Source organism: Variovorax sp. 770b2, assembly GCF_900115685.1.
Classification (GTDB): Bacteria; Pseudomonadota; Gammaproteobacteria; order Burkholderiales; family Burkholderiaceae_C; genus Variovorax.
Genome location: NZ_FOXJ01000001.1, coordinates 2,195,142 through 2,214,483, shown reverse-complemented (window position 1 = coordinate 2,214,483; position 19,342 = coordinate 2,195,142). Strand labels below are relative to the sequence as shown.

At 68.7% G+C, this 19,342-nt stretch carries 18 protein-coding genes; 4 read left to right on the top strand and 14 right to left on the bottom strand.

Annotation, left to right across the window (positions count from 1 at the left end):
• The first annotated feature begins 29 nt into the window (after positions 1-29).
• Both BM133_RS10095 and BM133_RS10090 read left to right on the top strand, forming a co-directional pair.
• Positions 30-1,919: a YadA family autotransporter adhesin gene (locus BM133_RS10095; RefSeq protein ID WP_093433418.1), complete on the top strand. Its 1,890-nt coding sequence runs from the start codon at positions 30-32 to the stop codon at positions 1,917-1,919.
• Between the two features lie 247 nt (positions 1,920-2,166).
• Positions 2,167-2,541: a hypothetical protein gene (locus BM133_RS10090; protein ID WP_093433417.1), complete on the top strand. Its 375-nt coding sequence runs from the start codon at positions 2,167-2,169 to the stop codon at positions 2,539-2,541.
• Positions 2,542-2,562: 21 nt separating this feature from the next.
• On the opposite strand, the gene BM133_RS10085 is transcribed toward BM133_RS10090, so the two are convergent.
• From BM133_RS10085 to BM133_RS10025, 13 genes are all read right to left on the bottom strand, one after another.
• Positions 2,563-4,842, bottom strand: a complete 2,280-nt coding sequence (locus BM133_RS10085; protein ID WP_093433415.1) for a glycoside hydrolase family 3 N-terminal domain-containing protein — start codon at positions 4,840-4,842, stop codon at positions 2,563-2,565.
• 85 nt (positions 4,843-4,927) lie between these two features.
• Positions 4,928-5,896: a tripartite tricarboxylate transporter substrate binding protein gene (locus BM133_RS10080; protein ID WP_093433414.1), complete on the bottom strand. Its 969-nt coding sequence runs from the start codon at positions 5,894-5,896 to the stop codon at positions 4,928-4,930.
• Positions 5,897-5,937: 41 nt separating this feature from the next.
• Positions 5,938-6,897: a D-2-hydroxyacid dehydrogenase gene (locus tag BM133_RS10075; protein WP_093433412.1), complete on the bottom strand. Its 960-nt coding sequence runs from the start codon at positions 6,895-6,897 to the stop codon at positions 5,938-5,940.
• A complete protein-coding gene (locus BM133_RS10070; protein ID WP_093433411.1) occupies positions 6,894-7,853 on the bottom strand; it encodes a Bug family tripartite tricarboxylate transporter substrate binding protein in 960 nt (319 codons plus the stop codon). The genes BM133_RS10075 and BM133_RS10070 overlap by 4 nt, the downstream gene beginning before the upstream one ends.
• A 92-nt stretch (positions 7,854-7,945) precedes the next feature.
• Positions 7,946-8,845, bottom strand: coding sequence for an amidohydrolase family protein (locus tag BM133_RS10065; RefSeq protein WP_093433409.1), 900 nt, complete (start codon positions 8,843-8,845; stop codon positions 7,946-7,948).
• 15 nt (positions 8,846-8,860) lie between these two features.
• Entirely contained in the window at positions 8,861-9,826 is a 966-nt protein-coding gene (locus BM133_RS10060) for a tripartite tricarboxylate transporter substrate binding protein (protein WP_093433408.1), read from the bottom strand.
• A gap of 36 nt (positions 9,827-9,862) precedes the next feature.
• On the bottom strand, positions 9,863-10,651 hold the full coding sequence (locus BM133_RS10055; protein WP_093433406.1) for a class II aldolase/adducin family protein: 789 nt from the start codon (positions 10,649-10,651) through the stop codon (positions 9,863-9,865).
• A gap of 48 nt (positions 10,652-10,699) precedes the next feature.
• On the bottom strand, positions 10,700-11,935 hold the full coding sequence (gene tcuB, locus BM133_RS10050) for a tricarballylate utilization 4Fe-4S protein TcuB (protein ID WP_093433405.1): 1,236 nt from the start codon (positions 11,933-11,935) through the stop codon (positions 10,700-10,702).
• A complete protein-coding gene (tcuA, locus tag BM133_RS10045) occupies positions 11,919-13,346 on the bottom strand; it encodes an FAD-dependent tricarballylate dehydrogenase TcuA (protein ID WP_093435219.1) in 1,428 nt (475 codons plus the stop codon). Before tcuA ends, tcuB begins: the two co-directional genes overlap by 17 nt.
• An 89-nt stretch (positions 13,347-13,435) precedes the next feature.
• Entirely contained in the window at positions 13,436-14,362 is a 927-nt protein-coding gene (locus BM133_RS10040; RefSeq protein WP_093433403.1) for a LysR family transcriptional regulator, read from the bottom strand.
• Between the two features lie 7 nt (positions 14,363-14,369).
• Positions 14,370-15,248, bottom strand: a complete 879-nt coding sequence (locus BM133_RS10035; RefSeq protein WP_093433402.1) for a bile acid:sodium symporter family protein — start codon at positions 15,246-15,248, stop codon at positions 14,370-14,372.
• A gap of 105 nt (positions 15,249-15,353) precedes the next feature.
• Positions 15,354-16,121: a class II aldolase/adducin family protein gene (locus BM133_RS10030; protein ID WP_093433400.1), complete on the bottom strand. Its 768-nt coding sequence runs from the start codon at positions 16,119-16,121 to the stop codon at positions 15,354-15,356.
• A 24-nt stretch (positions 16,122-16,145) separates the two neighbouring features.
• Positions 16,146-16,736 (bottom strand): HD domain-containing protein, encoded by a 591-nt coding sequence (locus BM133_RS10025; RefSeq protein WP_093433399.1) that lies wholly within the window; start codon positions 16,734-16,736, stop codon positions 16,146-16,148.
• Positions 16,737-16,885: 149 nt separating this feature from the next.
• Here BM133_RS10025 and BM133_RS10020 point away from each other — a divergent pair, with 149 nt between their 5' ends.
• Complete coding sequence (locus tag BM133_RS10020; protein ID WP_093433397.1) at positions 16,886-17,608, top strand: Crp/Fnr family transcriptional regulator; 723 nt, start codon at positions 16,886-16,888, stop codon at positions 17,606-17,608.
• 6 nt (positions 17,609-17,614) lie between these two features.
• Here the strand turns inward: BM133_RS10020 and BM133_RS10015 are convergent, their stop codons facing one another.
• Positions 17,615-18,778, bottom strand: a complete 1,164-nt coding sequence (locus BM133_RS10015; RefSeq protein ID WP_093433396.1) for an ABC transporter substrate-binding protein — start codon at positions 18,776-18,778, stop codon at positions 17,615-17,617.
• An 85-nt stretch (positions 18,779-18,863) separates the two neighbouring features.
• Between BM133_RS10015 and BM133_RS10010 the strand changes: the two genes are divergently transcribed.
• Positions 18,864-19,334, top strand: a complete 471-nt coding sequence (locus BM133_RS10010; RefSeq protein ID WP_093433394.1) for an energy transducer TonB — start codon at positions 18,864-18,866, stop codon at positions 19,332-19,334.
• Positions 19,335-19,342 lie beyond the last annotated feature (8 nt).

Genomic DNA, 19,342 nt, shown 5'->3' with positions numbered 1-19,342 from the left:
CGCCCGCAACGACAACACAGAGGAGAAGCATGAAACACAAGCGCGCAACGCGCGGCGCAGCCCTGGTCGGGCTGGCCGTCGCGCTCGGCTCCGCAGCCAGTCTCGGCCATGCCCAGACGATCACCTGGGACCCGGCCAAGTCCAACCTGGGCATCGGCACCGGCACGGGCATCACCGGCGTCACCGGCACCAACAACCAGGCGATGGGCACCGGCACCGGCAACAACGTCAGCACCAAGTACAACCTGGCCATCGGCGACGGTGCCGGCGTGAACGTGAGCGGCGACAACGCCAACCAGGCCATCGGCTACCAGGCGGGAAACAACGTGGTGGGCGGCTGGAACCAGTCCTTCGGCCGCAGTGCGGGCGACAACGTCACGGGCAACCACAACAACGCGACGGGCTTTCACGCGGGCAGCGGCGTGACCGGCTCCGACAACAACTCGACCGGCACCAACGCCGGCATGGCCGTCGCGGGCAGCAACAACAACGCGATAGGCAACGGCGCCGGCAACGCCGTCACGGGCAGCGAGAACACGGGCATCGGCACCAATGCCGGCAGCCACGTGACCGGCAGCAGCGACATTTCGCTGGGCAACGGCGCGGGCAACAACGTCAGCACCAACTGGAACCTGGCCATCGGCGAGGGCGCGGGCACCAATGTGTCGGGCAAGAACGCCAACCAGGCGATCGGCTACTACGCGGGCACCGACGTGGTCGGTGGCTGGAACCAGACCATGGGCCGCAGCGCAGGCGAGAACGTCACCGGCGACTACAACAACTCGACCGGCTACGCCGCGGGCCAGTTCGTCACCGGCAACCGCAACGACGCCACCGGCTCCAACGCCGGCCAGCACGTCACCGGCTCCGACAACGAGGCCTACGGCACCAGCGCCGGCGGCAACGTCACGGGCAACGGCAACCAGGCCTACGGCAACGGCGCGGGCCGCGACGTGAGCGGCAGCAACAACATCTCCACCGGCGAAGGCGCGGGCGGCGGCGTCAAGGGCTCGGGCAACCAGGCCTCGGGCCAGATGGCCGGCGCGCAGGTCTCGGGCAACAACAACCTCTCGATGGGCCAGGGCGCGGGCGGCGGCGTGCAGGGCAACCGCAACCAGGCCTTCGGCGCGACGGCCGGGCAGGGCGTGACGGGCAACGACAACACGGCGCAGGGCAACGGCGCCGGCGCGCACGTGAGCGGCAACGCCAACATCGCCATCGGCAACGATGCGGGCGTGTACGTCAACGCGAACCAGACGCTGTCGATCGGCGCCTCGGCCCGCGCCAATGCCGACAACGCGATGGCCATCGGCAGCGGCGCGCAGGCGCAGGCCGACGGGGGCATCGCGCTGGGTGCCAACGCGGTGGTGCAGCACGCCAACAGCGTGGCGCTGGGCGCGGGCAGCGTGACCACGCGCGGCGCGCAAACCAACTACGTGGCCACGGGCATGGCGGGCCTGCAGTCGTCGGCCGGCGAAGTGGCGCTGGGCAACCGCCAGCTCACCGGCGTGGCACCCGGCAGCGCGCCGACCGACGCGACCAACGTGGGCCAGGTGCAGGGCATGGTGCAGAACGGCGTGGCCACGGCCAACGCGTACACCGACACCGTCGCCGCGCAGGGCCTGCCGTTCGGCAAGGCCTACACCGACCTCACCGCCGCGCGCCTGCAGAACCAGATGGACGAGAACTCGCGGCGCGCCTTCGCGGGCATCGCGGGCGTCGCCGCGATGGAAGCCGCGCCGCTCGTGCCCGGCAAGGTCAGCTATGCGGTGGGCCTGGGCAACTTCCGCAGCGAGAGCGCGATGGGCGGGTCGCTGCGCCGCACCTCCGAAGACGGCCGCTACAGCGTCACCTTGGGCGTGGGCGTGAGCAGCTCGGGCGCGGTGAGCCGGGTGGCGTTCACGGGCGTGTTCGACTGACAAGGTGCGCGTCAACCTGCTGCGCGCCCCGATCTCGCATCTGCGGTCCTCACCGTACGTGCGTACGGCTTCGGTCCTCGATGCAAGCTCGGGGCGCTCGCGACGGTTTCCTCACACCTTGTCCCTCGGCGATGCGTGAGAGGGCGCTTGCGCATCGGCGCCTTCTCACGCGGGTCTAAGCAACTTCTCACTGGCCCGTAAGTGGGCCGGCCTAGAGTGAAAAAACCAATCACTCCAGGAGACAGCCATGAGAGTCCGTACCGCAGTCCTTTGCATCGCCGCCGTGCCGGCGCTGGTGCTGGCCTCGCTCGCGCATGCGGGCGGGCGCGGCGATCCCGACTATCCGCAGATGTCGCACTCGACCCAGTCGCGCGACGCGGTGGCCGAGGACGCCATGCGTGCCAACACCGGCATGCACGCGACCGAGATTCTCGAATCGCAGGTGCAGCGGCCGGTGTCGGGCGCCGACCGCGCGCAGGTCCAGGCCGAGGCCGTGCGCGCCAACAACGCGATGCATCCGACCGAGATCCTCGAATCGCAGGTGCAGGCGCCGGTGGCATCGGCGAACCTGCCGGCATCGACCGCTCACGCGAGCGCTGGCGCGAACCTGAACAGCCAGTAAGCCGCGCGGCTCACTCGCGCCTCACTCGCGCGTGAGCACGAAGCGCTTGCGGATGCCGCCCGCGGCCGAAGGCGCCACCCACAGGTCGAACTCGCCCGGCTCGACCACGGGCTTCATGTCGCGGCCGATGAATTCCATGTCGGCGGCGGCGAGCGTGAACTCGACCACTTTTGATGCGCCCGGCTCGATGCGCACCTTCTGGAAGCCCTTGAGCTCGCGCACCGGCCGCGTCACGCTCGCGGCGCGCTCGGACAGGTACAGCTGCACCACTTCCTCGGCCTCGCGCATGCCGGTGTTGGTGACGGTGGCGCGCACGCGCAGTGTGTCGCCCATCGTCATGCGCTCCTGGCTCAGCTCGACGTTGTCGTAGCGCACCGGCGCGTAGCCGATGCCGAAGCCGAAGGGGTAGAGCGCCTCGTTCGTCGCATCGACGTAGCGCGTCTTGAACGACGTGCCCGGCGCGCCCTCGGGCGAGGGGCGTCCGGTGCGCTTGTGGGCGTAGTAGTAGGGCACCTGGCCCGCCGTCTGCGGAAAACTCACCGGCAGGCGGCCCGAGGGGTTGAAGTCGCCGAACACCACGTCGGCGATGGCGTGGCCCGTCTGCACGCCGAGGAACCAGGTCACCAGGATCGCGCGCGCATTGCGCACCGCGCCCTTGAGCGCCATCGCGCGGCCGTTGCTCAGCAGCACGACCACCGGCTTGCCGGTGGCGGCCACGGCCTCGGCCAGGTCCTGCTGCGGCGGGGGCAGGCCGATGTCGCTGCGCGAGCGCGACTCGCCCGACATCTTCTGGCTCTCGCCGATGGCCAGCACCACCACGTCGGCATCGCGCGCGGCGGCCACCGCGGCCTCGATGCCGCCGGGCAGCGGCGACTCGACGTTCGAGCCGCGCGCGATCGTCACGGAGGAATCGGGCCCCAGCGCGGCGCGCAGCCCTTCGTCGATGCCCACCGGCGCCGACTGGCCCGGGAACAGGCTCCACGAGCCCATCAGGTCCTTCGTGCCTTCGGAGAAGGGACCGATCAGCGCGATCTTCGTGCCGGCCTTGGGCAGCGGCAGCAGCTTGGCCTCGTTCTTGAGCATGACGATGGAGCGGCGCGCATCCTCGCGGGCGAGCGCGATGAACTCGGGGTTCTCGGTGCGCTGGGCGGCGGGCGGGCCGTCCAGGCCGCGGAACGGGTCGTCGAAGAGGCCCAGCTTCTGCTTGACGTGCAGCACGCGGCGCACCGCTTCGTCCAGCCGCGCCATCGGCACTTCGCCGGACGCCACGAGGTCGGGCAGGTGGCGCATGTAGAGCCCGCTCTGCATGCTCATGTCGGTGCCGGCCATGAAGGCCATCTTGGCGGCCTCGCGGCTGTTGGCGGCGTAGCCGTGCTCGATGAGTTCCTCGTCGGCCGTGAAATCGGAGACCACGAAGCCCTTGAACTTCCATTCATCGCGCAGCACGCCGGTCAGCAGCGCCGGGTTCGCGGTCGAGGGGATGCCGCCGATCTCGTTGAAGGCGCTCATGACCGAGAGCGCGCCCGCGTCGATGGCCGCGCGGAACGGCGGGAGGTAGACCTCGCGCAGCGTGCGCTCGGAGATGTCGCTCGCGTTGTAGTCCAGGCCACCCTCGGCCGCGCCGTAGGCCGCGAAGTGCTTGGGCGTGGCGAGCATCGAATCGGCATTCGAGAGGCTGCTGCCCTGGAAGCCGCGCACCCGTGCGGCCGCGAACTGGCGCGCGAGGAATGGGTCTTCGCCCACGCCTTCCAGGCCGCGGCCCCAGCGCGCATCGCGCGCGATGTCCACCATCGGCGCGAAGGTCCAGCGGAAACCGTCGGCCGTGGCCTCGACCGCCGCCGCGCGCGTGGTGCGCTCGGCCAGCGCCGGCTCCCAGCTGGAGGCCTCGGCCAGCGGCATCGAGAAGATCGTGCGAAAGCCGTGGATCACGTCGGCGCCGAAGATCAGCGGAATGCCCAGGCGCGACTCGCGCACCGCAACCTGCTGCAGCCGCAGCTTGCCTTCGAGGCCCGCGTTGTTGAAAAGGCCGGTAACGCGCCCGGCGCGCACGTCGGCCGTCTCCTGCTGGCCGTTGCGCCAGGCGGTCTGCGGGTTGTTGGGGATGTTGATGTCGGCGGGGCCGTAGAGGCTGAGCTGGCCGGCCTTTTCCTCGACCGTCATGCGCGCGATCAGCGATTCGATGCGCGCATCCGCCACGTCGGCGGGCGTGGGATCACCCGGGGCGGAGGCGGCGAAGGCGGAGGGAAGGAAACCGGAGGAGAGGGAGAGGAGGGCGGCGAGCGCCGCTTTTCGAACGTGCATGGCCTCCTATTCTGCAGACAACGGGCCTCGCCCCCGGCAAGCGGGTTTCCGTCGTCGCCGTAGGGCTATGTCTGACTTGGCCCCTTTACTCCGCCGTTGCGCCGGCTTCTTTCGCCACCTTCACCCACTTGGTGGTCTCCGTGCCGATGAAGGTCGCCAGCTCCGCGGGCTTCATGTTGCCGGCCGTCACGCCCTGCTCCTCGAAGCGCTTGACCACGTCGGGCTGCTGCACCGCGCGGGCGAGTTCGGTGTTCAGGCGCTGCACGATCTCGGGCGGCGTGCCGTGCGGGGCCATGAGCGCGAACCACGTCGTCATGTCGTAGCCCTTCAGGCCCGCCTCGTCCAGCGTGGGCACGCCGGGGTAGGCGGGCGAGCGCGTCTTCGTCGTCACGGCCAGCGCATGCACCTTGCCGGCCCTGACGTGCGGCGAGGCCGAGGGGCTGGTCTCGATGGCCATCTGGATCTGCCCGCCCATGAGGTCGGCCATCATCGGCGCGCCGCCCTTGTAAGGCACGTGCACGATGTCGGTCTTGGTCATCGAGCGGAACAGCTCGCCCGAGATGTGCTCGGTGCTGCCGTTGCCGGCCGAGCCGAAGTTGACCTTGCCCGGGTTGGCCTTGATGTACGCCACGAGCTCTGCCACCGTCTTGGCGGGCACCTTCTCGTTGACGATCAACACGTTGGGCGTGGAGGCCACGAGCGCCACCGGATCGAAGTCGCGCTGGAAGTCGTAGGCCAGCTTCTTGTAGAGGCCCGGCGCGATCGAATGCGCGATGGTGGCCAGGAACAGCGTGTAGCCGTCGGCCGGCGCCTTCGAGGCGATGGTCGCGCCCACGGTGCCGCCCGCACCGCCGCGGTTGTCGATGATCACCGGCTGCTTGAGCGATTCGGAGAGCTTCTGGCCGATGGTGCGCGCGACGATGTCGGTGGTGCCGCCCGCCACGAAGGGGACGACGAGGGTGATGGGTTTGGTGGGCCAGTCGGCGGCGGAGGCTGCGCCGGCCGCGAGCATCAGCGTGGCGATGGCGGTGCGGAGGAAATTCTTTCGGTTCATGGTCGTGAGGTCTTGGTGTTGTTGTTTGAAAGGAGATGGCGTCAGGCCACGCGGTTCAGCAGCGGCTGGCCTTCGTTCCAGCGTTTCAGGTTGTCCAGGAAGAGCGCGGCGACGCGCGCCTCGTTGCCGTCCGAGTGGCCGGCGGTGTGGGGCGTGACGATCACGTGGGGCATGTCCCACAGCGGCGAATCGGGCGGCAAGGGCTCGTGCGCGAACACGTCCAGGTAGGCGCCCGAGAGCGCGCCGCGGCGCAGTGCATCGATCAATGCGGGCTCGTCGACGACCTCGCCGCGCGAGACGTTCACGAGCCGCGCACCGGGCGGCAGCAACGCGAGCGCGGCCGCATCGACAAGGCCCCGCGTGCGGTCGGTCAAAGGGCAGGCGAGCAACAGCCAGTCGGCGCGCGGCAGCACGGTGTGGATGTCCTCGAAGCGCACGCTGTCGGCGCCCGCGCTGCTGCGCACGGCGATCACGCGCAGGCCTAACGCAGAAAGCAGCGTGCCGAGGCCTTGCCCGATCGGCCCCCAGCCGACGATCACCGCCGTCTGCCCCGCCGGGTCGCGCGGCAGGCCGCTGCCCACGAGCGGCGCCCAGGTCTTCTCGCGCTGCGCCGCGAGCAGTTGCGGAAAGCTGCGCGCCAGCATCAGCACGCCGGCGAGCGCGGTCTGCACGACCACGCCTGCGTTGGCGCCCGATGAGGTCGTCACCTCCACCCCGCGTGCGCGCAGCTCGCCGTACACGGGCCGGTCGGCGCCCGACGAATGCGCATGCACCCAGCGCAGCGATGGCGCGTTGCGCAGGGCATCGTGAAACTGCTGCGTGTGGGGCAGCACCTGGTGCTTGGTCGAGAGGCCGGTGACGTCGCGCGAGACGAAGGCGACGTCCGCATCGTCCCCGGGGTTCACCACCACGTGCGCGCGGCCGCCGAGCGCTTCGGCCAAGCCCGCGCCGGCCTGCCGCGCGGCCGCGGGCGTCATCAGGATGCGCAGCGGTGAACTCATTCGGCCGTCGCGCCCGAATCGCGCACGATCACTTTCCATTTGTCGTACTCCTGCCGCGTGAACTTGCCGAACTGCTCGGGCGTGCCGCCGACCGGGTCCGCGCCCTCGCGGATCATCTGCGCTTCCAGCGATGGCAGCGCGTCGTTCACCGATTTGTTGAGCAGCGCGATCACCGGTGCCGGCGTGCCCTTGGGCGCGAAGAAACCGAACCACGAGCCCGCCGAGAAACCGGCGAAGCCCTTCTCGGCCACCGTCGGCACATCGGGCAGCGAACGCGAGCGCTTCAGGCTGCTCACCGCGATGGCGCGCAGCTTGCCCGCGCGGATGTGCGGGATCACCGAGGGAATGGTCGCGAACATGAACTGGATGCGCCCCGCGAGCAGGTCGGTCAGCGCATTGGCGCCCTTGTAGGGCACGTGCAGCGTGTCCGCGCCGATGCGCTTGCTGAGCATGTAGCTGGACAGGTGCGAGGAGGTGCCGATGCCGGTCGAGCCGTAGTTCAGCTTGTTGGGGTTGGCCTTGGCGTAGGCGATGAACTCCTCCATCGTCTTGGCGGGCACCTCGGGGTTCACGACCAGCACGTTGGGCACGTCGGCGATCTGCACCACCGGCACGAGGTCGGCGAGCGGGTCGTAGGTCATGTTCTTGTAGAGCGTCTGGTTGACCGCCATCGGGCCCACCGAATTGACGATGAGCGTGTAGCCATCGGCCGGCGCGCGCACCACGAACTCGGTGCCGATGTTGCCGCCGCCGCCGGGCTTGTTGTCGATGACGAAGGGCTGGCCGAGCTTCTCGGACATCTGCTGCGTGACGGCGCGCGCGAGGATGTCGGTGGTGCCGCCCGCGGTGAAGGCGACGACCACGCGCACGGGTTTGTTGGGATACGCGGACTGGGCATCCGCACGCGGCGCGGCGCCCAGGCCCGCGGCCAGCAGCACGGCGGTGGCCGTGCCCATGAGCTTTTGCAGGAGGAAGGAGGAAGAGGAGGAAGGCGTGTCTCGTTTCATTTTTCTGATCCTTGGGTTCTGTCGTCTCTGTCGCTTGTCACTTACGGGGGTGGGGGAAAGTCGTACAGCGCCGCCGGGTTGTCCACCAGCACGCGCCTGCGCTGCACTTCGTCGGGCAGCCAGCGCGCCAGCAGGTTCACCAGGGCGCCGTCGTCCGGCACCTGCTGCGCTTCGAAGTAGTTGATGTGCGGCCAGTCGGTGCCCCACACCACGCGTTCGGCATTGGCCTCAAGCAGCGCGGCGGCGAAGGGGTCGATGTCGGCGTACGGCGGGCCCACGCCCGTGTTGCGGTCGGCGCCCGAGATCTTGGTCCACGCCTTGCCTTCTGCGACGAGGCGGCACAGCGTGCGAAAGCCCGCATCGTCGATGCCGCGCGATGCGGCCATGCGGCCCATGTGGTCGATGACCAGCGGCACGCCGGTGCGCAGCAGGCGCGGCGCCAGCTCGACGAGGTCGGGCGCATGAACCCAGATCTGCGCGTGCCAGCCGCGCTCCGCAAGACGCGGCGCCAGCGCTTCGAGCACCTCGATGCCTACGCCGTTGCGGTACACCGCATGGCCGTCGCGCTGGAAGAGGTTGAAGCGCACGCCGCGGATGCCGGCCGCGTGCCAACGGTCGAGCTCCGCATCGGTGGTGTCGGCTTGCGGCACGGCAATGCCCCGCAGGTGGTCGGGGTACTGCGCGAGCGCGGCGAGCACGGCGCCGTTGTCGGTGCCGCTCGCGCTGCCGGTCACCAGCACGCCGCGCGAGAGGCCCAGCCGGTCGAGGTGCGCGATGAAGGCCGCGCCGGGATATTCACCAGGCGTGTAGCTGCGGTCGTCAGCCAGCGGAAAGCGGTCGTAGGGACCGAAGACATGGGCGTGGCTGTCGCAGGCGCCGGGTGGCAGCGCGAAAGACACGGGCGTGAAAGCGTCGCGGGGAGGCAGGCAGGGGCGGGTCATGGTGCGTGCGTCTCCTCAATCGACCTTGAGCTTGCCGCTCTTGGCGAGCAACCGGGCACTCGCGTCTTCCTTCTTCAGCGTCGCGAGCCATTCGTCGGGCGACGAGGCCTTGCCGGGGCTGCCGACGGAGACGAGGTGGCGCTTCACGTTCTCATCGGCCAGCGCCTTGCGCAGCGCGGCATTGATCGTCGCGATCACGTCGGGCGGCGTGCCGGCGGGCGCGAGCAGGCCGGTCGCGGTGGTCGCGTCGAAATCCTTCAGGCCGGCTTCGCGCAGCGTGGGCACGTTGGGCAATGCGGGGTCGCGGTCCTTCGACATCACGGCCACCGCGCGCAGCATGCCCGACTGGATGTGCGCGGCCGAGCTCGTGAGCTGGTCCACCACGAGATCGATCTGCCCGCCCAGGAGATCCGTGAGCGCCGGGGCCGAGCCCTTGTACGGCACGGTGTTGAGCGTCAGCTGGCCGGCCTGCTCCAGTTGCAGCAGCGCGATGTGGTTGGTGGTACCGGGGCCCGCATGCCCGGCCGTGACCTGGCCCGGCTTGCTGCGCGCGGCCGAGAGCACGGCATCGATGTCCTTGTAGGGGCCCTGGCCGCGCACCGCGATCACCAGCGGCGTGGTGGCTGCGAGGCCGATGGGGGCGAAGTTGTCGAGCGCGTAGGTCGTCTTCGTCATCAGCGGCAGCACGACGAGCGCGTTCGGCGTGCTGACCAGCAGCGTGTAGCCGTCGGGCTGCGCACGGGCCACGTAGGACGCGCCGATGGCACCGCCTGCGCCCGCGCGGTTGTCCACGATCACCGATTGGCCGAGGATCTTGCCCATCGCCGGCGCCAGCGTGCGCGCGACGACGTCCAGGTTGCCGCCGGGCGCGAACGGCACGACGAGCGTGACCGGCTTCTGTGGGAATTTCTGTGCGAGCGCGGGCAATGCAAGCGCTGCTGCGAGCGCCGCGAGCGCGGCGGGGAGGAATCTTCTCTTCATGGGGCGTTGTCTCTGCTGTTCTTCGGTGCGTGCGTGTCAGTCGCGAAAGCCCGGGTCCATGCGGTCGAGCTTGCGCAGCAGCGCGGGCCACTCCATGAGGCCGTAGGGGCGGCGGGTGCCGGGTTGGTAGTTGTTCCAGGTTTCTTCGAGCACCTCTTGCGGCACGGCCTTGAGCGGCGTGTTGCACGACATCGCGCCGATCTGCGCGCGGCACGCCAGTTCCAGCCGGTGCATCCAGTTGAAGGCTTCGCCCACGCTGCGGCCCACCACGAGCGCGCCGTGGTTGCGGAAGATCACGGCCTCGCTCTGGCCGAGGTCGGCGAGCAGCGAGGCCTGCTCCTCGGTGTTCAGCACCACGCCCTGGTACTCGTGATAGCCGATCTTCAGGAAGCGCATGGCCGTCTGCGTGAGCGGCAAGAGGCCGCATTCGAGCGAGGACACCGCCATCGACGCCCAGCTGTGCGTGTGGATCACGCAGGCCACGTCGGGCCGCGCGGCATGCACCGCGCTGTGGATCACGTAGCCGGCCTTGTTGATGCCGTAGTTCAGGTCGCCGAAGTCGGGCGAGGAGAGGATGTTGCCCGCCTGGTCGACCTTGATGAGGCTGGAGGCGGTGATCTCCTCGTACATCATCCCGTAGGGGTTGATGAGGAACGCGCCGTGTTCGCCGGGCACGTGCGAGGAGATGTGGTTGGCCATCATGTCCGACATGCCGTACAGGTCGACCAGCCGGTAGCAGGCGGCCAGGTCGATGCGGGCCTGCCATTCGGCGGCCGAGCACCTGTCTTTCATGGAGGGGATCTGGAGTACGCCAGGGTTCGTCATCTAGTGGTTCCTTTTTCGATTGCAGGATTCGGTCATTCGGTCATTCGGTCAGTCGGCGCCCAGCTGCAGGCGGCTGGGCAGGCGCTTCTCGATCGCGAACTTCAAGAGCGCCGCCGAGCGGAAGATGCCGTGCGCGAACTTGCCGTAGGGCAGCGTGAGAAAGAGCGCCATCACCACGCCCAGGTGCACCGCGAGCAGGAGCGCCATGAAGGTCGTGTCGCGCCATGCGAGGAGCGCGAGGCCGGTGATGCTCGTGAGCAGAAGGAGCGCGATGAAGCCGCGGTCCATCGGCCGCTGCGCCACGTCGCCGTGCGCCGCGTTGCGCCGCAGGTTCAGCCACAGCAGGCCGACCGGGCCGACCACGAGGCCGATGCCGCCCGCGGTGCCCAGCAGCACCGGCAGGCTCGTGAGCGCATAAGGCGCATGCAGGCCGAACAGGTAGTGGTAGAGCGTCGCCACGCAGGTGGAGGCGAAGCACAGCATGAAGCCGTAGAAGGTGAAGTGGTGCAGGCGCCGGCGCCAGAGTGTGAAGCGGTCGTCCTCGTTGTTGCAGCCTTCGCCGTGGCCGCCGCCCAGGTACTTCAGGCGCAGCGCGTCGTGCGCGGCCTCGGCGCTCGCGGGGCCGCGCACGCCCGGCATCGACGGCGCATTGCCCGGATCGTTCGCGGGCGACACCTCGCGCCAGAAGCGCCGCACGCCCATGGCCAGCGCGAACATCACGAAGAGGAACACCGCGCCGAACACCAGCGCGAGAAAGTTGTGCGGAAAGATCGCGTAGAAGTTGCCGGCCAGTGGCTCGTGCAGCAGCGAGCCCGACATCGCGACGGCCAGCACGAGGAACAGCGCGAGACCGCCCGCGAGAGCCAGCGCGACGGTGAGGCCCGCCTTCTTGTAGAGCGCGCCCATCGCAGGCGGCCACGCGTAGTCGTGGTAGGTCTGCATGCGCACCTGCGCCATCGCCTGCGGCACGTTCACCGCGAACTCGTGCGGCGGCGCGTACTGGCAGGCATGCAGGCACGAGCCGCAGTTGTGGCAGAGGTTCGCGAGGTAGTGCGTGTCGGCTTTGCCGAATTCGAGCCGGCGCGTCATCGCGGGGAAAACGGCGCAAAAACCCTCGCAGTAGCGGCAGGCGTTGCAGATCTGCAGGATGCGCGCGACCTCGCCCTCGCTGGCGGTCAACGGGAGGGCGGGCTGGATCGGGATCACGCGCTGCGAAGGCGGCGCGCTGCCGATGCCGTCGGCATCCGCACGGGCGCGTGCGACGAGATCAGTGAGCTGCTGCAAGGGCGGTCTCCGGGGAATTCTTGGAAAGGTTTTTTGCTGCGCGTGCAGCCTGCGTGCCGGCGATGCGGCCGAAGGCCGTGCCGATGCTCATGCCCACGCCCGCCGTGTAGCCCTTGCCCAGCACGTTGCCGGCCATCATTTCGCCGGCCACGAAAAGGTTGGGGCTCGGCCGGTCGCCGAAGCGCACGGCCGCGGTCTCGTCCACTTTCAGGCCGAGGTACGTGAAGGTGATGCCGGGGCGCACGGGGTAGGCGTAGAAGGGTGCGGTGTCCAGCGGGCGCGCCCAGTGCGTCTTGGCGGGCGCGATGCCTTCGGTGTGGCAATCGTCCAGCGCGGTGTGGTCGAAGCGGCCGACGCGGCAGGCGGCGTTGTAGTCCTGCACGGTGCGCACGAAGGTGGCTTCGTCCAGGCCGATCTTCTGCGCGAGTTCGCCGAGCGTATGGGCCTGCGTGCCGGTGAACACCGGTGGCATGAATCGCCCGACCGCCTTCTGGTCGATGATCGACCAGGCGATCTGCCCCGGCTGCTGCGCCACGAGGCGGCCCCAGATCGCATAGCGCTTGGGCCAGAAGTCTTCGCCTTCGTCGTAGAAGCGCTCGGCCTCGCGATTCACCACCACGCCCAGCGACACGCAATCGATGCGCGTGCAGATGCCGCCGTCGTACAGCGGTGCGCGCGCATCGATAGCCACCATGTGGCCCTGCGATGGATCGCCGATGGTGTCGGCGCCCGCGGCGATCATGTATTTCAGCAGCACGCCCTGGTTGAAGCGCGTGCCGCGGATGAGGAAGTTGTCGGCCGGCCACTCGCCGCGCTCGTTCTGGCCCCACGCTTCGCGCAGCCATTCGCGGTTCGATTCGAAACCGCCCGAGGCGAGCACGCAGCTCTTCGCTTCGATGCGCTCGCCGGCTTCGGTGCGCACGGCCACGAAGCGGTCGCCGTCGAGTTCGACCGAGGCCACGGGCGTGTCGTAGCGGATCTGCACGCCCAGCTTTTCGGCGCTGCGGAAATAGGCATTCACCAGCGCCTTGCCGCCGCCCATGAAGAAGGCGTTGGTGCGCGCCACGTGCAGCGCGCCCGACAGCGGCGGCTGGAAGTGCACGCCGTGGCTGCGCATCCAGTCGCGGCAATCGGACGAAGCGCGGATGACGAGGCGCGCGAGGTGCTCGTCGGTCAGGCCGCCGGTCACCTTCAGCAGGTCTTGCCAGTACTCCTCTTCAGGGTAGGCATCGATCAGCACGTCCTGCGGCGCGTCGTGCATGCAGCGCAGGTTGCGGGTGTGCTGCGAATTGCCGCCGCGCCATTCCCTGGGCGAGGCTTCCAGCAGCAGCACCGAAGCGCCGGCCTCGCGCGCCATCAGCGCGGCGCACAGCGCGGCATTGCCGCCACCAACAACCACTACGTCTGCCAGTACATCCATCACTCGTGGGTCTCCTTGGAATCCAGGAGACTTTAGGGAGCATGGCCTTCACGCGAAAGGCCTGAACAGGCAACGGGTGTTCAGTTTTCGAGAAGACTTGCGCCCGTCCAGCGGCCCTCGCGAACGAGGGCGCGGGCGGTGTCGGCGACCACCACGCGCGCGGCCAGCGCGGCGGGAGAAAGCTCGTCGTCCGACAGGCTCACGAGCAGGTTGCGCCGGCCGACGTGGGCGTCGCTGATCTGCGTGAGTTCGAGGTCGTCGCGGTCATGCCGCGCGGTGGCCGCGCCGGGCTGCACGGTGGCGCCGTAGCCGGCGTGCACCGCATCCATCAGCAATGCCAGGCCGTCGACTTCGGCCACGATGCGCGGCGTGACGCGCGCCCGCAGGAAGGCGGCCATCAGCGTGGCGCGCAGGCCGTGGCTGCCGCTCGGCAGGATCAACGGCACATCGGCCAATTGCGAGAGACGCACCCTGGTGCCCTTGGGGCGTTCGGCCAGCGTCGGCGAGGCGACCACGAAGAGCTTTTCGGCCAGCAATGGCGACACGCTCCAGCGCCGCGGCGTGTCGGTCTGGAACAGCACCGCCAGGTCGAGCTGGCGCGCATGCAGCATCGTCGTGAGGTGGCCCGAGAGCGCCTCGACCATGTGCAGCCGCACCTCGGGGTAGCGCTCCTGCATCGCCCGCATCAGCGGCACGCCGAGCACGGTGGCGGTGGTGGGGGCGAGGCCCACGCTCACATGGCCCGACAGGCGTGCCTGCTGCGCCGCGCGCACCGCGTCGTCGGCATGGCGCAAGGTGAGTTGCGCCTGCTGCAGGAAAGCCAGGCCCGCATCGGTGGGCGTGACGCCGGTCGAGCTGCGCTGCAGGAGGCGCGTGGCCAGTTCGCTTTCGAGCCGGCTGATCTGCTGGCTCAGCGCCGAGGTGACCACGCCCAGCTCCACGGCCGCGCGGCCCATGCTGCGCAGTTCGCAGACCTTGACGAAGTAGCGCAGTTGCCTCAGTTCCATGCGCGCATCATCGCGCAGGCACGGCGGCGGGCTGGCCGCGCCGCAGCAACAGCCATCCGAACAGAGGGGCCGTGATGTACATCACCACCGAGTAAATCGCGGCCGGCAGCGCGAGCGGAAAGCTCCCCAGCACGCTCACCGCGATGAAGATCGCGAGCGTCGAGTTGTGGATGCCGATCTCGTAGCTGATGGCGGTGGCCAGCGGCTTGTCCAGGCCCGCGGCGCGGCTCAGGTAGTAGCCCGCGAGCAGGCTCACGAGGTTGAACAGCAGCACTGGGAGGCCGATCTCGGCGAAGGTGGCGGTGATGGTCTTCCACTCGTTGGCGATCGCGAGCACCGTGACCACCGCGAGCACCACGCCGCTGAAGATCTTGGTCGGCTTTTCCATGCGCGCCGCAAAGCCGGGCCGGCGCGAGGCCACGAACATGCCGATGGCCACCGGCACCAGCACGATCGCGATCACCTCCACCAGCTTGCGCGTCTGCAGCGGCACCACCTGGCCGCTCTGCGCGAAATGGCCGATCGCCCAGTTGGCGATGAGCGGCAGCGTGACGATCGACAGCAGCGTGTTCACTGCCGTGAGCGAGATGTTCATCGCCACGTTGCCCCCGAAGAGATGCGAGAACAGGTTGGCCGAGATGCCGCCCGGCGATGCGGCCAGCAGCATGAGCCCGATGGCGAACACCGGCGAGAGCCCGAAGCCCACGATGATCGCGTAGCACGCGAGCGGCAGGCCGATGACCTGCAGCACCAGCGCGATGGTCACCGCCTTCGGGTGCTTGAAGAGCCGCCGGAAGTCGGCCAGCGAGAGCGACAGCCCCAGCCCGAACATCACCAGCGCGAGCGCGCCGAACAGGAACCGGGTCACGATGAGCGTGGTGTCCATGGGGTGTGTCTCCTCTTTCGTTTTTCTTGGATGCGCTTGAAAAAATGGCTGCCGGCACCCGTCGCGCGGGCGCTGGCAGCCGTGGAAAACCGGGACCGACGCGTCTTATTGTTTGTAGCTGTCGTCGATGCGGTCGAGTTTGCGGATCAGCGAAGGCCAGACGAACATGCCGCCCAGGCCGCCGCTTTGCACCTTCATCGCCTGGCCCACGCCATCGATGATCTTCGGGTTCACATGCGTGAGTTCGCTGCCGCCCGATTGCGCCGCGATCTGGATCTGGCAGGTGTTCTCGAAGGTGTACATCGAAAGGAACGCATCGGCAATGGTCTTGCCGCAGGTGAGCAGGCCGTGGTTGCGCAGCATGAGGAAGTTGGCGTGGCCCATGTCGGCCTGCAGGCGCGGCTTCTCGTCGTCGCGGAAGGCCACGCCTTCGTAGTCGTGGTACGCCAGCGAGGCCAGCACGAAGGTCGATTGCTGGCTGATGGGCAGCACGCCGTTTTTCTGCGCGCTCACCGCGATGCCGGCCTTGGTGTGGGTGTGCAGCACGCACTGGATGTCTTCGCGCGCGGCATGCACCGCGCTGTGGATCACGAAGCCGGCCGGGTTCACCGGGTAGGGCGACTCGATGATCTTGTTGCACTGCTGGTCGACCTTCACGAGGCTCGATGCGGTGATCTCGTCGAACATCAGGCCGTAGGGGTTGATGAGGAAGTGGTGCTCGGGGCCGGGCACGCGCGCACTGATGTGCGTGAACACCAGGTCGCTCCAGCCGTAGAGCGCCACGAGGCGATAGCAGGCGGCGAGGTCGACGCGCAGCTGCCACTCTTCGGCGGAGACGAGCTTCTGGATTTCGGATTGGGAATTTGCGTTCATGGTGGGGGTGTCCTTTGTCTGGGGTCAGGCCGTGGCCGGCTCTTTCAGCACGGTCTTGTAGATGCTCTGCTTGGGCTGTGCCATCAACCGGCGCAGCATGGGCTCGAATTCGCCGATCGGCAAGGTCTCGGCCTGGGGGTCGAAGGCCGGGTTGTCGTAGAGCGCGCAGAACTCGGCCGTGCGCTCGTAGTGCGGGTGGTCCTTGAAGTTCTCGCGCATGTCGCGGTCCAGCCCGATGTGGTGGAAGAAGTAGTGGCCCTGGAAGATGCCGTGGTGCTGCACCATCCAGTGGTTGGCCTCGCTCACGAAGGGCTTCAGGATCGCGGCGGCGATGTCGGGGTGGTTGAAGCTGCCGAGCGTGTCGCCGATGTCGTGCAGGAGCGCGCACACCACGTACTCCTCGTCTCGGCCGTCGCGCAGGGCGCGCGTGGCGGTCTGCAGCGAGTGGGTGTAGCGGTCGACCGGAAAGCCGCCGTAGTCGCCTTCCAGGATCTGCAGGTGCTTGATCACGCGCGCGGGCAGGCCGCCCGCGAACTGCATGAACTCGCCGCCGATCAGTTGCCAGTCTTCGCGCGTGCTTTCCTGCATGCTCTTGAAACTTGCCCTTTCGCTCATCGTGCTGTCTCCATTGTTCGTCCGTTGTTCGTCCGTGGGGTGCCGGTCACTGTAGACCTGCACTTGACGCTCAACTGTCAAGAATTTGACAATGCGGGGTGCTGGTAAACCCCTGTCCCCAGGGGGACCCGCCCGTTCTTTTTCTCCCCATGCCCCCTTCCACCAAGCCGCGCCTCTCCGCCCCGCACCGCGTCGCGCTGGAGGGCAACCCGTGGTTCACCAGCATGCCGCGTGCGCAGCGCGAGGCGTTGGTCGGCGCGGCCGAGCTCATCCACGTGCGGCGAGGCACCATGGTGTTCCGCCAGGGCGACCCGATCCACGCGGCGGGCGGCGGCTTCTATGGGCTGGTGGCGGGCACGATCAAGATCTCGTCGCTGCGGCAAGACGGGCGCGAGGCCATCCTCGCGGTGCTGGAGCCGGGCAACTGGTTCGGCGAGATCACGCTGATCGACGGCTCGCCGCGCACGCACGACGCCACCGCGCTCGAAGCGCTCGACCTGCTGGTGGTGTCGCCCGAAGCCTTTGCGCGGCAGATGCGCGACGTGGTGTTTTCCAACGCCATCGCCGCGATGCTGGCGGCACGCGTGCGCATGCTCTACGGCCTGGCGGAAGACGCGACCTTGCGCAGTCTTCGCGCGCGGGTGGCGCACCGGCTGCTGGTGTTGGCGCGGGGCGATGCCACGCAGTCGGTGCACCTGCGCCACGAGCTGATGCTGCCGCAGGAGGCGCTGGCGATGATGCTGGGCGTGACGCGCCAGACGCTGTCGAAAGAGCTCAACGCGTTGGCGGGCGAGGGCGTGGTCGCGCTGGGCTATGGGCGTATCGAGCTGCTGTCGCTCGATGCGCTGCAGCGGCTGGTCAGCACCGGTTGATGCCGTTCAGCGCAACACCCGGCCGTCTGCGGAAATGCTGATCAGGTCGATGCTGCGCACGTTGTCGCGCAGGCCCGGGCGCAGGTTGATGCGAAAGCCGCCCACGTCGTAGTCGGTCATGGCGGTCATCGTGCGCTGCAGCGTCGCGGTGTTGAAGCCGCGGCCCGCGCGGCGCACCGCCTCGCCCACGGCCTTGGCGGCGATGAAACCCTCGAGCCCTTCGTACGACGCGGTCTGGTCGGAGTTGTCGACCGCCGCCAGGTACTCCTTGACGATCGGAATGGCCGAGGGCCGGGGCGAGGGCACCACCTGCGAGATCACGATGCCGCCGATGTCCTTGCCCAGCTCGGCGTAGAGCGGATCGATGCCCACGATCGAGAAGGCCATGAAGTTGCCCGTGTAGCCGCTCTTGCGGAGCTTGCGGATGGCGCTGGCCGTGGTGCCCGAGAGCGACACCAGCACGATCGCCTGGGGCGACTGCTTCTGCACGTCTTTCAGCGCGGCGTCGAGCTTGTCGCCGCCCGCGGGCACCAGCGCGCTTGCGACCAGCGGCGTGAGCTTGAGTTCGGTGATCGCCTGCTGCACGGCGGCCAGGCCCGCGCGGCCCATGGCGTCGTCGTCGCCCACGAAGGCCACGCGCGTCTGCCCCACGGTGGCGCACTGGCGCACGATCTTGAGAGCCTCGTCGATCATGCCGGGCCGCACGTGGAACACGTTGGGGTGGTCGGCGCCGCGCAGCGTGTCGGAGGCCGCGAACGGCGCGAAGAGCAGGCTGCCCTGCTGCGTGGCGACGTTCGCGCCGGCCTCGCTGCTGGCGGTGCCGACGAAGCCGAAGAGGAGATCTGCCTTCTGCGCGCCGAGCAGGGTGCGCGCGTTGGCGCTGGCGCGGGCCGCCTCGTAGCCGTCGTCGAGCTGGACCAGTTTCAGCTGAAGGCCGGTGGTGGCGTTGCGCGTGTTGAAGTCGCTCACCGCGAGCCGGCTGCCGGCCGCGAAGGCGCTGCCGATTTCAGCGGCGCCGCCGGTCAGCGGCACCGATTGCCCGAGCAGCACGACGCGGGGCGCGCCGCCCGTGCGGGTCTGCGCCGAGACCCGGTGCGTCATGCCGATACCGCCTCCCAGCAGCAGCGTGCCGTATGCCTTGCCCAGCCATTCCCTGCGTGACTTGTTCATCTGGACACCCTTTTACTTACAGTAGTAAAAAAGTGTAGCAATATCGAGGCCAAGGCGATAGGCGGGCCTGCTACAGAATTCCCCTATGAAATTTGCTTTTCTCCGGGGTGGTTTGGGGTTGTGCATGGCGCTCGCGGGATGCACCGTGCCGCCGCGCGAGGTGGTCGAAATCGCGGAGCCCGTGGGGGTGCCGTCGCCGTCTGTTGCTGCGCCGGCACCGCCCATGATCGATGCGCCGATCATCGGGACAAGGCGCCTGGATCCACCTGTCGTGACGCCCGCCGTCCAGACGATGGCGGTGATCCGCCAGCGCCGTCTGCCCCGCTATCCAGCCGTTCTTGCGGAAGACGGCATCGGGGGCCAGGTGATCGCGGTGTTCCACGTCGGCGCAGAAGGCAAGGCCGAAGACGTCCGCATCGAAAGATCGCCGCACCCGCTGCTCTCGAAAGCGGTGACCGATGCGCTTGAGGAATGGCGTTTCGATCCGGCACGGTCGGCGGACGGGCGCCCGGTGCGCACCCGGATGCGCTTGCCGTTCAGCTTCCAGGTCGAGTAGCGGGCTTT